28 protein-coding genes are annotated in these 14585 nt (G+C 51.3%); all 28 read right to left on the minus strand.

What is annotated here, in order from left to right; genetic code table 11:
• Positions 1-8 precede the first annotated feature (8 nt).
• Positions 9-806, minus strand: a complete 798-nt coding sequence (locus B9L21_RS15065; protein WP_063166974.1) for an energy-coupling factor transporter transmembrane component T family protein — start codon at positions 804-806, stop codon at positions 9-11.
• Positions 799-1671 carry an energy-coupling factor ABC transporter ATP-binding protein gene (locus B9L21_RS15070; RefSeq protein WP_063166975.1) on the minus strand — a complete coding sequence of 291 codons (873 nt, stop codon included), beginning with the start codon at positions 1669-1671 and terminating at the stop codon, positions 799-801. Before B9L21_RS15070 ends, B9L21_RS15065 begins: the two co-directional genes overlap by 8 nt.
• Complete coding sequence (locus B9L21_RS15075; protein ID WP_063166976.1) at positions 1647-2486, minus strand: energy-coupling factor ABC transporter ATP-binding protein; 840 nt, start codon at positions 2484-2486, stop codon at positions 1647-1649. The genes B9L21_RS15070 and B9L21_RS15075 overlap by 25 nt, the downstream gene beginning before the upstream one ends.
• A gap of 118 nt (positions 2487-2604) precedes the next feature.
• Positions 2605-2967, minus strand: a complete 363-nt coding sequence (rplQ, locus tag B9L21_RS15080; protein WP_033008689.1) for a 50S ribosomal protein L17 — start codon at positions 2965-2967, stop codon at positions 2605-2607.
• Positions 2968-3081: 114 nt separating this feature from the next.
• Entirely contained in the window at positions 3082-4026 is a 945-nt protein-coding gene (locus B9L21_RS15085) for a DNA-directed RNA polymerase subunit alpha (protein WP_008881918.1), read from the minus strand.
• Between the two features lie 171 nt (positions 4027-4197).
• Entirely contained in the window at positions 4198-4587 is a 390-nt protein-coding gene (gene rpsK / locus B9L21_RS15090; protein WP_008881919.1) for a 30S ribosomal protein S11, read from the minus strand.
• 25 nt (positions 4588-4612) lie between these two features.
• Positions 4613-4978: a 30S ribosomal protein S13 gene (gene rpsM, locus B9L21_RS15095; RefSeq protein WP_008881920.1), complete on the minus strand. Its 366-nt coding sequence runs from the start codon at positions 4976-4978 to the stop codon at positions 4613-4615.
• 20 nt (positions 4979-4998) lie between these two features.
• Complete coding sequence (rpmJ, locus tag B9L21_RS15100; RefSeq protein ID WP_003247619.1) at positions 4999-5112, minus strand: 50S ribosomal protein L36; 114 nt, start codon at positions 5110-5112, stop codon at positions 4999-5001.
• Positions 5113-5146: 34 nt separating this feature from the next.
• On the minus strand, positions 5147-5365 hold the full coding sequence (gene infA / locus B9L21_RS15105) for a translation initiation factor IF-1 (protein ID WP_008881922.1): 219 nt from the start codon (positions 5363-5365) through the stop codon (positions 5147-5149).
• A 116-nt stretch (positions 5366-5481) separates the two neighbouring features.
• Positions 5482-6228: a type I methionyl aminopeptidase gene (gene map, locus B9L21_RS15110; RefSeq protein ID WP_063166977.1), complete on the minus strand. Its 747-nt coding sequence runs from the start codon at positions 6226-6228 to the stop codon at positions 5482-5484.
• The gene (locus tag B9L21_RS15115; protein WP_063166978.1) at positions 6225-6878 is read right to left on the minus strand and encodes an adenylate kinase; all 654 of its coding nucleotides are present in this window, start codon (positions 6876-6878) and stop codon (positions 6225-6227) included. The genes map and B9L21_RS15115 overlap by 4 nt, the downstream gene beginning before the upstream one ends.
• A gap of 43 nt (positions 6879-6921) precedes the next feature.
• The gene (gene secY / locus B9L21_RS15120) at positions 6922-8214 is read right to left on the minus strand and encodes a preprotein translocase subunit SecY (protein ID WP_063166979.1); all 1293 of its coding nucleotides are present in this window, start codon (positions 8212-8214) and stop codon (positions 6922-6924) included.
• A complete protein-coding gene (rplO, locus tag B9L21_RS15125; protein WP_063166980.1) occupies positions 8214-8654 on the minus strand; it encodes a 50S ribosomal protein L15 in 441 nt (146 codons plus the stop codon). The genes secY and rplO overlap by 1 nt, the downstream gene beginning before the upstream one ends.
• A gap of 26 nt (positions 8655-8680) precedes the next feature.
• Positions 8681-8869: a 50S ribosomal protein L30 gene (gene rpmD / locus B9L21_RS15130; RefSeq protein ID WP_063166981.1), complete on the minus strand. Its 189-nt coding sequence runs from the start codon at positions 8867-8869 to the stop codon at positions 8681-8683.
• A gap of 13 nt (positions 8870-8882) precedes the next feature.
• Positions 8883-9383 carry a 30S ribosomal protein S5 gene (gene rpsE / locus B9L21_RS15135; RefSeq protein ID WP_063166982.1) on the minus strand — a complete coding sequence of 167 codons (501 nt, stop codon included), beginning with the start codon at positions 9381-9383 and terminating at the stop codon, positions 8883-8885.
• A 17-nt stretch (positions 9384-9400) separates the two neighbouring features.
• Positions 9401-9763, minus strand: coding sequence for a 50S ribosomal protein L18 (rplR, locus tag B9L21_RS15140; protein ID WP_063166983.1), 363 nt, complete (start codon positions 9761-9763; stop codon positions 9401-9403).
• A gap of 33 nt (positions 9764-9796) precedes the next feature.
• A complete protein-coding gene (gene rplF, locus B9L21_RS15145; protein ID WP_063166984.1) occupies positions 9797-10333 on the minus strand; it encodes a 50S ribosomal protein L6 in 537 nt (178 codons plus the stop codon).
• A gap of 32 nt (positions 10334-10365) precedes the next feature.
• A complete protein-coding gene (rpsH, locus tag B9L21_RS15150; protein WP_008881931.1) occupies positions 10366-10764 on the minus strand; it encodes a 30S ribosomal protein S8 in 399 nt (132 codons plus the stop codon).
• A 33-nt stretch (positions 10765-10797) separates the two neighbouring features.
• The gene (locus B9L21_RS15155; RefSeq protein ID WP_003247599.1) at positions 10798-10983 is read right to left on the minus strand and encodes a type Z 30S ribosomal protein S14; all 186 of its coding nucleotides are present in this window, start codon (positions 10981-10983) and stop codon (positions 10798-10800) included.
• A gap of 29 nt (positions 10984-11012) precedes the next feature.
• Positions 11013-11552: a 50S ribosomal protein L5 gene (gene rplE, locus B9L21_RS15160; RefSeq protein WP_063166985.1), complete on the minus strand. Its 540-nt coding sequence runs from the start codon at positions 11550-11552 to the stop codon at positions 11013-11015.
• Positions 11553-11579: 27 nt separating this feature from the next.
• The gene (rplX, locus tag B9L21_RS15165) at positions 11580-11891 is read right to left on the minus strand and encodes a 50S ribosomal protein L24 (RefSeq protein WP_063166986.1); all 312 of its coding nucleotides are present in this window, start codon (positions 11889-11891) and stop codon (positions 11580-11582) included.
• A 36-nt stretch (positions 11892-11927) separates the two neighbouring features.
• The gene (rplN, locus tag B9L21_RS15170) at positions 11928-12296 is read right to left on the minus strand and encodes a 50S ribosomal protein L14 (RefSeq protein WP_011229630.1); all 369 of its coding nucleotides are present in this window, start codon (positions 12294-12296) and stop codon (positions 11928-11930) included.
• 49 nt (positions 12297-12345) lie between these two features.
• Positions 12346-12609, minus strand: a complete 264-nt coding sequence (rpsQ, locus tag B9L21_RS15175; RefSeq protein WP_063166987.1) for a 30S ribosomal protein S17 — start codon at positions 12607-12609, stop codon at positions 12346-12348.
• A gap of 22 nt (positions 12610-12631) precedes the next feature.
• Positions 12632-12832: a 50S ribosomal protein L29 gene (rpmC, locus tag B9L21_RS15180; protein ID WP_063166988.1), complete on the minus strand. Its 201-nt coding sequence runs from the start codon at positions 12830-12832 to the stop codon at positions 12632-12634.
• Positions 12832-13257, minus strand: coding sequence for a 50S ribosomal protein L16 (rplP, locus tag B9L21_RS15185; RefSeq protein ID WP_011229627.1), 426 nt, complete (start codon positions 13255-13257; stop codon positions 12832-12834). The genes rpmC and rplP overlap by 1 nt, the downstream gene beginning before the upstream one ends.
• 2 nt (positions 13258-13259) lie before the next feature.
• Entirely contained in the window at positions 13260-13916 is a 657-nt protein-coding gene (gene rpsC / locus B9L21_RS15190; RefSeq protein ID WP_063166989.1) for a 30S ribosomal protein S3, read from the minus strand.
• Positions 13917-13919: 3 nt separating this feature from the next.
• Positions 13920-14261, minus strand: coding sequence for a 50S ribosomal protein L22 (gene rplV / locus B9L21_RS15195; RefSeq protein WP_063166990.1), 342 nt, complete (start codon positions 14259-14261; stop codon positions 13920-13922).
• An 18-nt stretch (positions 14262-14279) separates the two neighbouring features.
• The gene (gene rpsS / locus B9L21_RS15200; RefSeq protein ID WP_003247570.1) at positions 14280-14558 is read right to left on the minus strand and encodes a 30S ribosomal protein S19; all 279 of its coding nucleotides are present in this window, start codon (positions 14556-14558) and stop codon (positions 14280-14282) included.
• Positions 14559-14585 lie beyond the last annotated feature (27 nt).

Here is a 14585-nt window from a genome sequence, read left to right on the forward strand (position 1 = left end):
GTCCTCCGCTATGAGCGTAATAGAAAAAGCAATACAGCCAATAGCGTAGTGGCGGCTAAAAAAGCAGTGTCCAACGGCTTCCAGACGAGCTGGCGAAATTTCGTCCGCCCTTCCCCGCCGCGGTAGCCGCGCGCCTCCATGGCTGTCGCCAGCTCGTCGGCCCGTTTAAACGAGCTGATAAACAGCGGCACAAGCAGCGAGACGATCGCTTTCACCCGTTCGGAAAAACGGCCGCCGGAAAAGTCGACGCCGCGCGCTGCCTGCGCCTTCATAATTTTTTCCGTCTCTTCCATGAGCGTCGGAATAAAGCGAAGCGAAATCGCCATCATTAAGGCGAGCTCATGGACGGGCACGCGCATTTTTTTGAGCGGCCCGAGCAGGCTTTCCACGCCATCGGTCACTTCAATCGGCGTCGTCGTCAGCGTCAGCATCGTCGTCATGAGCACAAGCAGCAAAAACCGCAACGAAATAAAGATCCCTTGCCGAATGCCGCCTTCATAAATGGAAAGAGCGCCGATCCGGTAAACAACGTCCCCTTCTTTCGTCATGAATACATGCAATAACATCGTAAACAAAACGACCCATAAAATCGGCTTTAAGCCGCGCATAATGAACGAAAACGGGATGCGCGACAGCGCCACAAAAGCGAACGTAAACAACGACAGCGCCGCATAGGTTGCCACATTGTTCGCCAAAAAAACGATGAGGACGTAGGCAAACACGATCAGCAGCTTCGCGCGTGGATCTAAACGGTGAACCAGCGAATGGCCGGGCACATATTGCCCGATAATCAAATGATTAGTCATGGACGCTCACCTTAGAAAACAATTGGCGGATGGCGTCAGCCGTCTGTTCGATCGTTAAGCATGGCGACGGAATGGTGACGCCAAACCGCTTTTCTAGCTCCTGCTTCAACTTGACCGTTTCCGGTACGCTTAAGCCGATGGCGGCAAGCCGCTCGGCGTCACGAAAAATCTCTTCCGGTGTTCCTTGGCCCCATACGGTTCCTTCGTGCATCACGACGATTTCATCCGCGTATTGGGCGGCATCTTCCATACTGTGGGTGACAAGCACGGTCGTGAGCTGTTTTTCACGGTGGAGACGATAAAACATCTCCATGATTTCTTTGCGGCCACGAGGATCAAGCCCAGCGGTCGGCTCATCAAGCACGATCACTTCCGGTTCAAGCGCCAGCACGCCGGCAATAGCGACGCGCCGCATTTGTCCGCCGCTTAAGTCAAACGGCGATTTAGCCAGCACGTCCTCGCTAAGCCCGACAAGCTTGATCAGTTCCTTTGCCTTTCGTTTCGCTTCGTCCTCGGGCACGCCGAAGTTGAGCGGACCAAAGCAAATATCTTTCTCAACCGTTTCTTCGAACAGTTGATGTTCTGGGAACTGAAACACAATCCCGACTTTTTTGCGCAACGGTTTGAGCTGCTTTGGCCGCCGGGTGCCGGTAATCGTCTCTTGGCCGATCTTCACCGTGCCGCTTGTCGGCTGCAGCAGGCCATTGAAGTGCTGAAGGAGCGTCGATTTCCCCGAGCCGGTATGGCCAACAATCGCGACATACATCCCGCCCGCAATGGCTACATTCACATCATACAGCGCCCGGCGGGCGAGCGGCGAACGGGCATTGTATACATGCTCTACTTTTTCGAATACAATGTCCATAGCTCTTCGACCAACTCCTCCGTCGTCAAGTGTCCTAAGCGAAGCGGAATGCCTCGCTCCCGCAAGCGGCTGCCCATTTTCACGGCAAACGGCAAATCAAGGCCGATGCGCTCGAGCTTGCCCCCAAGCCGAAAGATTTGCTCCGGCGTCCCTTCAGCCATGACCTCTCCTTTGTTCATCACGATGATGCGGTCGGCTTTCGCCGCTTCCTCCAAATCATGCGTGATCGACAATACTGTAATGCGCTGTTGCCGGTTCAAGCGGCGAACCGTCTCGAGCACCTCTTCCCGCCCGCGCGGGTCAAGCATCGATGTCGCTTCATCCAAAATGATCATATCAGGGCGGAGCGCCAAAATGCCGGCGATGGCGACACGCTGCTTTTGCCCGCCAGAAAGCCGGTGCGGCTCGTGCTCAAGAAACGACTCCATATGCACTTGGTGGACAGCTTCATGGATGCGCTCGACCATTTCATCGCGCGGGATGCCGTTGTTCTCGAGGGCAAAGGCGATATCGTCTTCGACGGTCGTCCCAACAAATTGGTTATCTGGATTTTGGAACACCATGCCGACACGGCGGCGTACATCCCAAACGGTCGTCTCATCAAGGGGGCGACCGAACAAGCGAATGGCGCCCCGCTCCGGCCGAAGCAGACCGATCAACAGCCGGGCGATGGTCGATTTGCCGGATCCGTTATGGCCGACAATCGCCAGCCACTCTCCGCGCTCGGCTTGGAAGCTCACGTTTTGCACCGCATACTCCGATTGATTCAGATAACGGAAATACACTCCTTCGATCGAAAGGATCGGTTCGGCCATAATGGTTTCTCCTTGCCTCGTCACATTCTCGACTATACTTTGCTAAATGATGGTAAACAAAAAAAGGGCATAGATCCAGTTCAAAAGAAACTGTCTCGCCCTTGTTGAAATGAAACCGTTACACGAGTTCGATAATGACCATCGGCGCCCCGTCACCACGGCGAGGACCAAGTTTCATAATGCGCGTATAGCCGCCTTGGCGATCTTGGTAGCGCGGCGCAATGTCGCTGAACAGCTTTTGCAGCGCATCTTGACCGGTTTCGCTGTTGGCGACTTCCTTGCGAATAAACGCCGCTGCTTGGCGGCGGGCATGCAAATCGCCGCGTTTGCCGAGCGTGATCATTTTTTCAATGACCGAGCGCAATTCTTTTGCCCGTGCCTCAGTCGTTTCGATGCGTTCGTTGATAATTAAGTCCGTTGCTAAATCGCGAAGCAATGCTTTTCGTTGAGAAGTCGTGCGTCCTAATTTTCTGTACGACATCGAATGTCCCTCCCTTGTAAAATAATATGTTCCTCATTGCCGTCATGATCGGTTGACGCCCAACGCGAAATCTATGGTAACGCGCGTTTCCGCCCCGCCGGCGGAAGCTGGTGCTTAATCGTCTTTACGCAAGCTAAGCCCCAGCTCGGCCAGCTTCGCCTTCACTTCTTCAAGCGATTTGCGGCCGAGATTGCGCACTTTCATCATATCTTCTTCCGTTTTTTGCGTCAGCTCCTGAACGGTGTTGATGCCGGCACGTTTCAAGCAGTTGTAGGAACGGACAGAAAGATCGAGTTCCTCGATCGTCATTTCGAGCACTTTTTCTTTTTGGTCGTCCTCTTTCTCTACCATGATCTCGGCATTTTGTGCTTCATCCGTCAGGCCGACAAAAATGTTCAAGTGCTCGGTTAAAATTTTCGCCCCAAGGGAAATGGCCTCTTTCGGCCCGATGCTTCCGTCGGTCCACACGTCAATCGTCAATTTGTCATAGTCTGTCACCTGACCGACCCGCGTGTTCTCGACTTGATAGGAAACTCGGGAGACCGGCGTATAAATGGAGTCGATCGGAATCACGCCGATTGGCTGGTCTTCGCGCTTGTTCGCCTCAGCCGGGACATACCCACGCCCCCGTCTGGCGGTCATGCGCATGCGCAGGCGACCGCCTTCCGCCAGCGTAGCAATATGAAGGTCCGGGTTTAAAATTTCTACATCGCTGTCGTGAGTAATATCGGCAGCCGTGACAACTCCTTCCCCCTGCACATCGATTTCCAACGTTTTCTCTTCGTCTGAGTAAATTTTCAACGCTAACTTTTTAACATTCAAAATGATGGCTGTCACATCTTCGACGACGCCCTCAATCGTTGAAAACTCGTGCAGTACACCGTCGATTTGCACCGATGTCACAGCCGCACCAGGGAGTGAAGACAATAGGATACGACGTAAGGAGTTCCCTAAGGTTGTACCATATCCACGCTCAAGCGGTTCGACTACGAATTTGCCGTATTTGGCATCTTCGCTCAGTTCGACCGTTTCAATTTTCGGCTTTTCAATTTCAATCATCGATTATTATACCCTCCTTCAAAACGTCGAGACCCCGACCAAACGGTACACGCCTAATAACATTCCCCCATGAATCTAGATCTACGCTTGCCGGCGGACGAAGCCGGCTCCCCTGCCATGGTCTTTATCATATCCCATTATTGACAATGGTTCAAATTCTATACAGGGGCGTTACACGCGGCGACGTTTTGGCGGACGGCATCCATTGTGCGGGATTGGAGTGACGTCTTTGATCGCCGTAATTTCCAATCCGGCTGCCTGCAACGCACGGATCGCTGCCTCGCGGCCAGCCCCCGGACCTTTCACGTTCACTTCGACCGTTTTCATGCCATGCTCCATCGACGCTTTCGCCGCTGCCTCTGCGGCCATTTGCGCCGCAAACGGCGTCGATTTACGCGAACCTTTGAATCCTAATGCGCCAGCGCTCGACCAAGCAATGGCGTTGCCATGAACGTCCGTAATCGTTACGATCGTGTTGTTGAAAGTCGAACGAATATGGGCAATGCCCGTATCAATGTTTTTTCTTACGCGGCGTTTGCGAGTGTTTGTTCTGCGTGCCATTCGTCAAATGACCTCCTTTGCTTGATTATTTCTTCTTGTTCGCTACCGTACGGCGCGGGCCTTTGCGCGTGCGGGCATTGTTTTTCGTGTTTTGACCGCGAACCGGCAATCCGCGGCGATGACGCAGGCCGCGATAGCAGCCGATTTCCATTAACCGCTTAATGTTTAACGATACTTCACGGCGCAGATCGCCTTCCACTTTCAAGCGGCCAACGATTTCACGAATGCGGCCAAGCTCCTCTTCCGTCAAATCGCGAACGCGTGTATCCTCCGATACGCCTGCCTCTTTTAAGATTTTTTGCGCAGTCGGTTTGCCGATCCCATAAATGTATGTTAACGAAATGACTACTCGTTTATCGCGCGGAATGTCGACACCTGCAATACGTGCCATATTGTACACCTCCTTGGAAATTACCCTTGACGTTGTTTATGTTTCGGATTTTCACAAATGACCATTACTTTGCCGCGTCTGCGAATGACTTTGCATTTTTCGCAAATCGGTTTGACAGATGGTCTCACTTTCATGTTGTTTACCTCCCTATTAAACGGAGTGCATTCTTTATTTATATCGATACGTAATCCGTCCACGCGTTAAATCATAAGGCGACAACTCGACCGTCACTTTATCGCCAGGCAAAATGCGGATGAAGTGCATGCGGATTTTGCCGGACACATGGGCCAACACCGTGTGCCCATTTTCTAATTCTACACGAAACATCGCATTTGGCAATGTTTCAATGACGGTGCCTTCCACTTCAATTACATCGTCTTTCGCCATCGAGCGGCTCTCCCTCCTTCGAATGAGTAACATTGTGTTACGCAAAACCGAACGGACATCAGGCGGGCGATATCTACATCAGCTCCTCATAGCGGTTGCCACGGCACTCGGAGCTTTTAAGAAACGGTTAAAATTTCATAGCCATGCTCCGTAATAACAATCGTATGTTCGAAATGGGCACACCGTTTTCCGTCCACCGTGACGACAGTCCAATCGTCAGCCAATGTTTTCACGTAACGGCTGCCCGCATTGACCATCGGTTCGATGCATAAGGTCATCCCCGGCCGCAAAATCGGTCCTTTGTTCGGTGGACCGTAATGAGGGATTTGCGGGTCTTCATGTAAGTGTTGACCAATTCCGTGCCCGACATACTCGCGGACGACGGAAAAATGGCGCGCTTCGACATACGTTTGAATCGCATGGGAAATGTTCGTCAAACGGGCGCCTGGCTTCGCCTCGGCGAGCCCGACATACAACGATTGTTCCGTCACGTCAAGCAGCTGCTTTGTCTCGGCGTCGATCTCTCCAACTGGATACGTCCAGGCTGAGTCAGCATGATAACCTTCATACTGAGCCCCCACATCAACCGTAATAATGTCGCCCTCACGCAACATGCGATCGCCGGGAATTCCGTGCACGAGTTCCTCATTCACCGAGGCGCAAATGCTCCCCGGAAACCCTTGATATCCTTTAAACGACGGAATGGCGCCATGGGAACGAATCACTTCCTCCGCAATGGCGTCCAGTTCCTTTGTCGTTACCCCGGGGCGAATATGCTTTCTCAGCTCTTCTAAGGTAAGGGAAACGATTTTTCCCGCCTCGCGCATCAGGGCAATTTCATGCGCGGTCTTATAAATGATCATCGAGCGAGTCCCCCGAGCAATTCGCGAATGTCGGCAAATACTTTTTCCATTTCTTGTTCGCCGTTAATGTGGCGCAAATAGCCTTTTTGCTCGTAGAAATCGAGCAATGGCTTCATTTGTTTCGTATTGACTTCAAGCCGATTGGCCACCGTCGCTTCATTATCGTCAGCGCGCTGGTACAGCTCGCCTCCGCACTTGTCGCATACGCCAGGCTGAGCCGGCGGGTGAAAGACAAGATGGTACGTCGCTCCGCAGTTGCGGCAAATTCGTCTGCCTGTGAGGCGCTCCATTAACACGTCTTGGCGAACATCGATATGGATGACATAGTCAAGCGTGCGGCCGATTTCAGCCAGCATCGTTTCCAGCGCCTCCGCTTGGGCGACCGTGCGCGGAAACCCGTCAAGCAAAAAGCCGTTTTGGCAATCGTCTTTGCTCAACCGTTCACGGACGATGCCGATCGTCACCTCATCAGGAACAAGGTCGCCGCGATCTATATATTGTTTCGCCTGCAGCCCTAACGGTGTCCCTTCTTTGATCGCCGCCCGAAACATATCCCCGGTTGAAATGTGCGGAATTCCATACGTTTCTACAATCTTCTCGGCTTGCGTGCCTTTGCCGGCACCTGGCAGCCCCATCAGCACTAAATTCATCCTAACTCCCCCTACCGGCAAGAACTGGCCACTCTTGCCTTCTTTATTTGATGAATCCTCGGTAATGGCGTTTTACCAGCTGACTCTCAAGCTGTTTCATCGTCTCAAGAGCCACGCCGACAACGATGAGCAAGCTCGTACCGCCGATTTGTGCGGAAGGCGGCAAGTTCGCAAAGTTCACAAAGAACACGGGCAGCACGGCAATGGCCGCTAAAAAGAGCGAACCGACCAGCGTCAATCGGTATAAAATTTTCGTGACATACTCTTGCGTATTTTTTCCAGGGCGGATGCCTGGGATATAGCCGCCTTGCTTCTTCAAGTTATCGGCCATCTGTTCCGGGTTGACTTGAACAAACGCGTAAAAGTACGTGAACGCGATAATAAGCACGACATAGATCGTCATGCCAATCGGATGAGTATAGTCAAACGTTCGGCGAATCCACAATGTTACGTCATTCGTGCCAAAAAACGATGCAATCGTCGGTGGTGCAATTAAAAACGATACGGCGAAAATGACCGGAATGACCCCGGCTGGATTCACTTTGAGCGGCAAGTGGGTTGAATGACCGCCGACCGGGTTTCGGCCTTCAAGCCGTTTGGCATATTGAATCGGTATTTTCCGGAACGCCTGCTGAATGTAAATAACGCCAACAATCACAGCGACCACTGCTAGCGCTACGAGCAGCAGCCGGACGATGCGCAAAAACAAGTCTTCTCCGACATTTTCAAATTGTTGGGCGTAAATCTGGTTCAAGATCGTCGGAATGCCGGAAACGATCCCCGCAAAAATAATGATCGAAATCCCGTTCCCGACACCTTTGGCGGTGATCTGTTCGCCAAGCCACATTAAAAAGGCTGTGCCAGCGGTCAAGACAACCGCGATCAACAAATACGTGCCAATGCCCGGATTTTGAATGAGCATCCCGCCGGCCAAATTGTTGAAGCCGTAGGACATGCCGAGCGCCTGGATAAATCCAAGCACAATCGTAAAATAGCGGGTAAACTGAGCTAATTTACGCCGGCCCATCTCGCCTTGCTTCGACCATTCCGTGAATTTCGGAACGACGTCCATTTGCAGCAGCTGGACGATAATGGATGCCGTAATGTAGGGCATAACCCCCATGGCAAAAATCGAAAAGTTTTGCAGCGCCCCGCCGCCAAAAATGTTCAGGACGCCGAACGCATTTAGTTCATCTTGCAGTTTTAATACATCGGTGTTCACGCTCGGAACAGGGATGAATGTTCCGATGCGGAACACGATGAGCATAAGAAGAGTGAAAATGATTTTGTTTCGAATATCACTGACGCGCATAAAGTTGGAGATTGTCCGAAACATTAAATCACCTCAGTTTTACCGCCAGCCGCCTCAATGGCCTCTTTCGCCGATGCCGAGAACTTATGCGCTTTGACCGTTAACTTTTTCTCGATTTGGCCTTTGCCTAAAATTTTCACGCCCGACTTCAGCTTGCTGATCACACCTGTTTCAAGCAGCAATTCCGGTGTAACTTCCGTGCCGTCTTCAAAAATGTTCAGTTTATCTAAGTTGACTACCGCGTATTCTTTTCGGTTGATGTTCGTGAACCCGCGTTTCGGCAGGCGGCGGAACAAAGGCGTTTGGCCCCCTTCAAAACCAAGGCGAACCCCTCCGCCGGAGCGGGCTTTTTGACCTTTATGACCGCGGCCAGACGTTTTGCCGTTGCCCGAACCGATCCCGCGGCCGACACGGACAGCTTTCTTCCGGGAACCCGGCGCTGGTTGCAATTCATGAAGTTTCATGGCGAAGCACCTCCTTATGATCCCATTTATTCTTCGATTTCTTTTACTTTCACAAGGTGAGCGACTTTATTAATCATCCCACGGATGGCAGGGTTGTCATTATGAACGACCGTTTGATGCATTTTCCGCAAGCCGAGTGTTTTCACGGTAATGCGTTGGTCTTCCGGACGGCCAATCACGCTGCGCGTGAGGGTAATCGCCAATTTTTTTGCCATGATCGTTCCCTCCTTATCCTAACAGTTCCTCGACTGTTTTGCCGCGCAATTTTGCTACGTCTTCGGCGCGTTTTAATTGCTTTAATCCGTCGAACGTTGCGCGCACCATGTTGATTGGCGTGTTCGAACCGATCGATTTCGACAAAATGTCGCTGATGCCTGCCAGCTCCAATACCGCGCGAGCCGGACCACCGGCGATAACCCCGGTACCTTCGGAAGCCGGTTTTAAAATGATTTCCCCAGCACCAAAATGGCCGATGACTTCATGCGGAATCGTCGTGCCAACGATCGGCACTTCCATTAAGTTTTTCTTCGCATCTTCAATCGCCTTGCGGATCGCTTCCGGAACTTCTTGCGCTTTCCCTGTGCCAAATCCGACATGGCCGTTCTTATCGCCGACGACGACTAAAGCCGAAAAGCGCAGGCGACGTCCGCCTTTCACGACTTTTGCTACACGGTTTACCGCGACTACACGCTCTTCCAATTCAAGTTTGTTTGGATCGATACGACGCATCGTTGTCCCTCCTTTAATTAGAATTCCAAGCCGGCTTCGCGGGCGGCATCCGCTAATGCTTTAACCCGTCCATGATACAAATACCCGCCGCGGTCGAACACGACTTGTTTAATGCCTTTTTCTAACGCCCGTTTGGCGACAAGCTCGCCGACTTTTTTCGCCGCATCAATGTTGTTTGTCGAATCTAAACCGAACTCTTTATCCAATGTTGAGGCGCTGACAATCGTTGCCGATTTCGTATCGTCGATAATTTGGGCGTAAATATGTTTGTTCGAACGGAACACGCTCAACCGCGGACGTTCAGTCGTGCCGACGATTTTTTTGCGGATGCGCGCGTGTCTTTTTTTACGGACCGCGTTTCGGTCAACTTTCGTGATCATCGAATGTCACTCCTTTCGCTTCGCTATGCCGCGTTATTTACCAGTTTTGCCTTCTTTTAAGCGCACAAGTTCGCCTTCGTAGCGAATGCCTTTGCCTTTATACGGCTCCGGCGGACGCACGGCGCGAATGTTGGCTGCCAGTTCACCGACGCGCTGCTTGTCTGCCCCTTTGACGATGATTTTCGTCGCTGCAGGCACTTCAATTTCAAGCCCCTCTTCCGGTTCAATTTCGACCGGGTGGGAGTAACCGACGCTTAATACAAGTTTTTTCCCTTGTTTCGATGCACGGTATCCGACACCGACAAGCTCAAGTGCTTTTTCATAGCCTTTCGAAACGCCTTCGACCATGTTAGCGAGCAAGCTGCGCGTCGTGCCATGGAGCGCGCGGTGATGTTTTTCATCGCTTGGGCGCGTAACGGTGATCACATTGTCTTCAACGTTGATCGTAATATCCGGGTGGAACGTGCGGGTTAATTTCCCTTTCGGCCCTTTGACCGTAACGGTATTGCCGTTCACAGTAACGGTGACACCGGCAGGAATTTCAATTGGTTTTTTGCCGACACGTGACATGTCAAACACACCTCCATTCTTGAGCGAATAAATTACCAAACGTAGGCGATTACTTCGCCGCCCGTGCCTTTTTGACGAGCTTCTTTATCCGTTAAAATGCCTTGCGACGTCGAAAGAATGGCGATCCCTAAGCCGTTTAAGACGCGCGGCACTTCGTGGGCTTTGACGTACACGCGCAGCCCCGGTTTGCTGATGCGTTTCAGCCCGGTAATGACGCGTTCGTTGTTCGGACCGTATTTCAAGAAAATGCGGAGAATCCCTTGTTTGTTGTCTTCGATATATTCCACATCACGAATAAACCCTTCGCGCTTTAAAATCTCGGCGATTTCCCGCTTGATTTTCGAAGCCGGGACTTCGAGTTTTTCGTGACGCACCATGTTCGCATTGCGGATGCGAGTCAGCATATCAGCAATTGGATCTGTCATCACCATTTTGTTTTACCTCCTTCCCAATCAATGGGTTGATTACCAGCTGGCTTTTTTAATGCCTGGAAGTTGACCTTTATATGCGAGTTCACGGAAACAAATACGGCAAAGTTTAAATTTGCGGTAAACCGAATGCGGGCGGCCGCAGCGCTCGCAGCGGGTGTACGCTCTTACTTTAAACTTCGGCGTCCGTTTTTGTTTCGCGATCATCGATTTTTTAGCCACGATTTCGCCTCCCTTGCGTTATGGGATCATTATTTTTGGAATGGCATGCCGAGCAACGTTAACAGTTCACGCGCTTCTTCATCCGTGTTGGCCGTCGTGACGATCACGATATCCATGCCACGCACTTTGTTGACTTTATCGTAGTCGATCTCTGGGAAAATGAGCTGTTCTTTAATGCCAAGCGTATAGTTGCCGCGCCCGTCAAACGCCTTTTTCGATACGCCGCGGAAGTCGCGCACGCGCGGAAGCGAGACCGAGATCAATTTATCGAGAAATTCATACATCCGTTCGCCGCGCAAGGTGACTTTCGCGCCGATCGGCATTCCTTGACGGAGGCGGAAGCCGGCGATCGATTTTTTCGCGCGCGTCACAACCGGGCGTTGGCCAGCGATCAATGTCAACTCTTCTACGGCGCTGTCTAATGCTTTCGGGTTTTGCACCGCATCGCCGACACCCATGTTAATGACGATCTTTTCGATTTTCGGAACTTGCATGATCGATTTATAGTTGAACTTGCTCATGAGAGCAGGCACGACTTCTTTTAGATATTTCTCTTTCAGGCGGTTCATAAAGGTACCTCCTTTCTTGCATCACGGTTATTTATCTAAAATCTCTCCGGATTTTTTCGCATAGCGCACTTTTTTGCCGTCGACAATTTTGTAGCCGATGCGCGTCGGTGCGCCTGTTTTCGGATCTAACGGCATCACTTTGGAAACGTGGATCGGCGCTTCTTTTTCAATAATGCCGCCTTGCGGATTTGCTTGCGACGGTTTCGCGTGCTTTTTCACGATGTTGACACCTTCAACGATGACGCGGTTTTTCTTCGGAAATGCCGCTAGGATGACGCCTTGTTTGCCTTTGTCTTTGCCGGAGATTACTTGCACTTTATCACCTTTTTTTACATGCATCGCATTCGCACCTCCTTGAAACGTGATTCCGTTCCATTAAATAACTTCCGGAGCTAAAGAAATGATTTTCATGAAGTCTTTATCGCGCAATTCGCGGGCAACCGGCCCAAAAATACGCGTGCCGCGCGGGCTTTTGTCATCACGGATAATGACGCAGGCGTTTTCGTCAAAACGGATGTACGAACCATCTGGACGGCGTACCCCACGCTTCGTGCGGACGACAACCGCTTTAACGACTTGACCTTTTTTAACAACGCCACCTGGCGTCGCATCTTTAACCGTAGCTACAACGACATCACCGATGTTCGCGTAGCGGCGGCCCGAACCTCCGAGCACTTTAATGACAAGCACTTCGCGTGCGCCAGAGTTATCAGCTACTTTTAAGCGAGATTCTTGTTGAATCATCGACGAAACCTCCTTTCGGAATTATCTCCCCGAACTAAGTGAAGAACGATTACAGAACAACTGCCTTTTCGACGACTTCGACTAAGCGGAAGCGTTTCGTTGCCGACAGCGGGCGAGTTTCCATAATTTTTACGATGTCGCCGACTTTCGCAACGTTGTGTTCATCGTGTGCTTTATATTTTTTCGAGTATTTCACGCGTTTGCCGTATAACGGATGTTTTTTGTACGTTTCAACTAAAACGGTAATCGTTTTGTCCATTTTGTCCGATACGACCCGTCCGACGTACACTTTGCGTTGATTGCGTTCGCTCATTCCGCAAACCTCCTCTCAAACATTATTTATTGGCAGCGAGCTCGCGTTCGCGAATGATCGTTTTCATACGGGCGATGTCTTTGCGCACTTGGCGGATGCGCGCCGTGTTTTCCAGTTGGCCTGTCGCCAGCTGGAAGCGAAGGTTGAATAATTCTTCCTTCAACGATTGAATTTTTTGCTCGATTTCGGCAGTGGTCAAATCACGGATTTCTTTCGCTTTCATTACGCTTCACCACCAGTTTCTTCACGTTTTACAAATTTGCATTTGATCGGAAGCTTGTGAGAAGCCAAACGCAATGCTTCACGTGCCACTTCCTCGGAAACACCGCCCACTTCAAACATGACTTTGCCCGGTTTGACAACAGCAACCCATCCTTCCGGCGCCCCTTTACCGGAACCCATCCGCACTTCAAGCGGCTTAGCTGTATACGGTTTGGATGGGAAAATGCGAATCCATACTTTCCCGCCCCGTCTCATGTAACGAGTCATCGCCCGGCGGGCTGCTTCGATTTGTCGGTTTGTAATCCAAGCCGATTCCAATGCTTGCAAGCCGAATTCACCGAAATGAACTTCCGTACCGCCTTTCGCGCGGCCTTTCATCCGTCCGCGATGTTCGCGGCGATATTTGACGCGTTTTGGCATTAACATGATTATTTTCCTCCTTCCTCAGCCTTTTTCTTTGTCGGAAGGACTTCCCCACGATAAATCCATACTTTGACGCCGATTTTTCCGTACGTGGTATCCGCTTCTGCCGTCGCATAGTCGATGTCAGCGCGCAGCGTATGGAGTGGAACCGTCCCTTCGCTGTAATGTTCCGAACGAGCGATATCGGCACCGCCTAAACGGCCGGAAACCATCGTTTTAATCCCTTTCGCCCCAGCGCGCATCGCCCGTTGAATGGCTTGTTTTTGCGCACGGCGGAACGAAACGCGGTTTTCCAACTGGCGAGCGATATTTTCAGCAACGAGTTTCGCGTCCAGATCCGGCTTTTTAATTTCGACGATGTTAATATGGACACGTTTGCCCGTCAATTGCGCGAGTGCTTTGCGGAGCGCTTCAACTTCTGAACCGCCTTTCCCGATGACCATGCCCGGTTTGGCTGTATGGATCGTTACGTTGACGCGGTTCGCTGCACGTTCAATCTCCACGCGGGAGACGGCCGCGTCTTGCAGGCGTTTGTTAATGTATTCGCGGACTTTTAAGTCCTCGTGCAACAGATCTCCATAGTCTTTTTCCGCATACCATCTCGATTCCCAGTCACGAATGATGCCGATGCGCAGACCGATCGGGTTGACCTTTTGACCCACGGATTATCCCTCCTTCTTTTCTGAAACGACGATTGTAATGTGGCTTGTGCGTTTATTAATGGCGCTTGCCCGTCCCATCGCGCGCGGACGGAAACGTTTCAGCGTCGGGCCTTCATCTACGTACGCTTGAGAAACAACTAAGTTGTTGATGTCCATGTCATAGTTATGTTCAGCGTTGGCAACAGCCGATTTCAACACTTTCTCGATGATCGGGGAAGCGGCTTTCGGCGTGTGACGCAAAATGGCGAACGCTTCACCGACTTCTTTCCCGCGGATCAAATCAATGACTAACCGCGCTTTACGAGGGGCGATGCGAACGGTTCTCGCAACAGCTTTAGCTTGCATATTCAGAACCTCCTCTCATTACCGTTTTGTTTTCTTGTCATCGCCGGCATGGCCGCGGAACGTGCGCGTCGGCGCAAATTCACCAAGTTTATGCCCGACCATGTCCTCTGTAATGTAGACCGGTACATGTTTGCGGCCGTCATATACGGCGATCGTATGGCCGACAAACTGCGGGAAGATCGTCGAACGGCGAGACCATGTTTTGATCACTTGTTTTTGCCCAGTTTCATTGAGCTTTTCAATTTTTTTCATCAAATGTTCATCGCAAAATGGACCTTTTTTCAAGCTGCGACCCATAAGTGAACCTCCCTTCTTAATTGCACT

This window comes from Geobacillus uzenensis, from assembly GCF_002217665.1.
Classification (GTDB): Bacteria; Bacillota; Bacilli; order Bacillales; family Anoxybacillaceae; genus Geobacillus; species Geobacillus subterraneus.

What these genes read in the sequence shown, in the direction of transcription:
- B9L21_RS15065 (WP_063166974.1), bottom strand. Translation starts at nt 806, where the DNA reads ATGACTAATCATTTGATTATCGGGCAATATGTGCCCGGCCATTCGCTG.
- B9L21_RS15070 (WP_063166975.1), bottom strand. Translation starts at nt 1,671, where the DNA reads ATGGACATTGTATTCGAAAAAGTAGAGCATGTATACAATGCCCGTTCG.
- B9L21_RS15075 (WP_063166976.1), bottom strand. Translation starts at nt 2,486, where the DNA reads ATGGCCGAACCGATCCTTTCGATCGAAGGAGTGTATTTCCGTTATCTG.
- rplQ (WP_033008689.1), bottom strand. Translation starts at nt 2,967, where the DNA reads ATGTCGTACAGAAAATTAGGACGCACGACTTCTCAACGAAAAGCATTG.
- B9L21_RS15085 (WP_008881918.1), bottom strand. Translation starts at nt 4,026, where the DNA reads ATGATTGAAATTGAAAAGCCGAAAATTGAAACGGTCGAACTGAGCGAA.
- rpsK (WP_008881919.1), bottom strand. Translation starts at nt 4,587, where the DNA reads ATGGCACGCAGAACAAACACTCGCAAACGCCGCGTAAGAAAAAACATT.
- rpsM (WP_008881920.1), bottom strand. Translation starts at nt 4,978, where the DNA reads ATGGCACGTATTGCAGGTGTCGACATTCCGCGCGATAAACGAGTAGTC.
- rpmJ (WP_003247619.1), bottom strand. Translation starts at nt 5,112, where the DNA reads ATGAAAGTGAGACCATCTGTCAAACCGATTTGCGAAAAATGCAAAGTC.
- infA (WP_008881922.1), bottom strand. Translation starts at nt 5,365, where the DNA reads ATGGCGAAAGACGATGTAATTGAAGTGGAAGGCACCGTCATTGAAACA.
- map (WP_063166977.1), bottom strand. Translation starts at nt 6,228, where the DNA reads ATGATCATTTATAAGACCGCGCATGAAATTGCCCTGATGCGCGAGGCG.
- B9L21_RS15115 (WP_063166978.1), bottom strand. Translation starts at nt 6,878, where the DNA reads ATGAATTTAGTGCTGATGGGGCTGCCAGGTGCCGGCAAAGGCACGCAA.
- secY (WP_063166979.1), bottom strand. Translation starts at nt 8,214, where the DNA reads ATGTTTCGGACAATCTCCAACTTTATGCGCGTCAGTGATATTCGAAAC.
- rplO (WP_063166980.1), bottom strand. Translation starts at nt 8,654, where the DNA reads ATGAAACTTCATGAATTGCAACCAGCGCCGGGTTCCCGGAAGAAAGCT.
- rpmD (WP_063166981.1), bottom strand. Translation starts at nt 8,869, where the DNA reads ATGGCAAAAAAATTGGCGATTACCCTCACGCGCAGCGTGATTGGCCGT.
- rpsE (WP_063166982.1), bottom strand. Translation starts at nt 9,383, where the DNA reads ATGCGTCGTATCGATCCAAACAAACTTGAATTGGAAGAGCGTGTAGTC.
- rplR (WP_063166983.1), bottom strand. Translation starts at nt 9,763, where the DNA reads ATGATCACGAAAGTTGACCGAAACGCGGTCCGTAAAAAAAGACACGCG.
- rplF (WP_063166984.1), bottom strand. Translation starts at nt 10,333, where the DNA reads ATGTCACGTGTCGGCAAAAAACCAATTGAAATTCCTGCCGGTGTCACC.
- rpsH (WP_008881931.1), bottom strand. Translation starts at nt 10,764, where the DNA reads ATGGTGATGACAGATCCAATTGCTGATATGCTGACTCGCATCCGCAAT.
- rplE (WP_063166985.1), bottom strand. Translation starts at nt 11,552, where the DNA reads ATGAACCGCCTGAAAGAGAAATATCTAAAAGAAGTCGTGCCTGCTCTC.
- rplX (WP_063166986.1), bottom strand. Translation starts at nt 11,891, where the DNA reads ATGCATGTAAAAAAAGGTGATAAAGTGCAAGTAATCTCCGGCAAAGAC.
- rplN (WP_011229630.1), bottom strand. Translation starts at nt 12,296, where the DNA reads ATGATTCAACAAGAATCTCGCTTAAAAGTAGCTGATAACTCTGGCGCA.
- rpsQ (WP_063166987.1), bottom strand. Translation starts at nt 12,609, where the DNA reads ATGAGCGAACGCAATCAACGCAAAGTGTACGTCGGACGGGTCGTATCG.
- rpmC (WP_063166988.1), bottom strand. Translation starts at nt 12,832, where the DNA reads ATGAAAGCGAAAGAAATCCGTGATTTGACCACTGCCGAAATCGAGCAA.
- rplP (WP_011229627.1), bottom strand. Translation starts at nt 13,257, where the DNA reads ATGTTAATGCCAAAACGCGTCAAATATCGCCGCGAACATCGCGGACGG.
- rplV (WP_063166990.1), bottom strand. Translation starts at nt 14,261, where the DNA reads ATGCAAGCTAAAGCTGTTGCGAGAACCGTTCGCATCGCCCCTCGTAAA.
- rpsS (WP_003247570.1), bottom strand. Translation starts at nt 14,558, where the DNA reads ATGGGTCGCAGCTTGAAAAAAGGTCCATTTTGCGATGAACATTTGATG.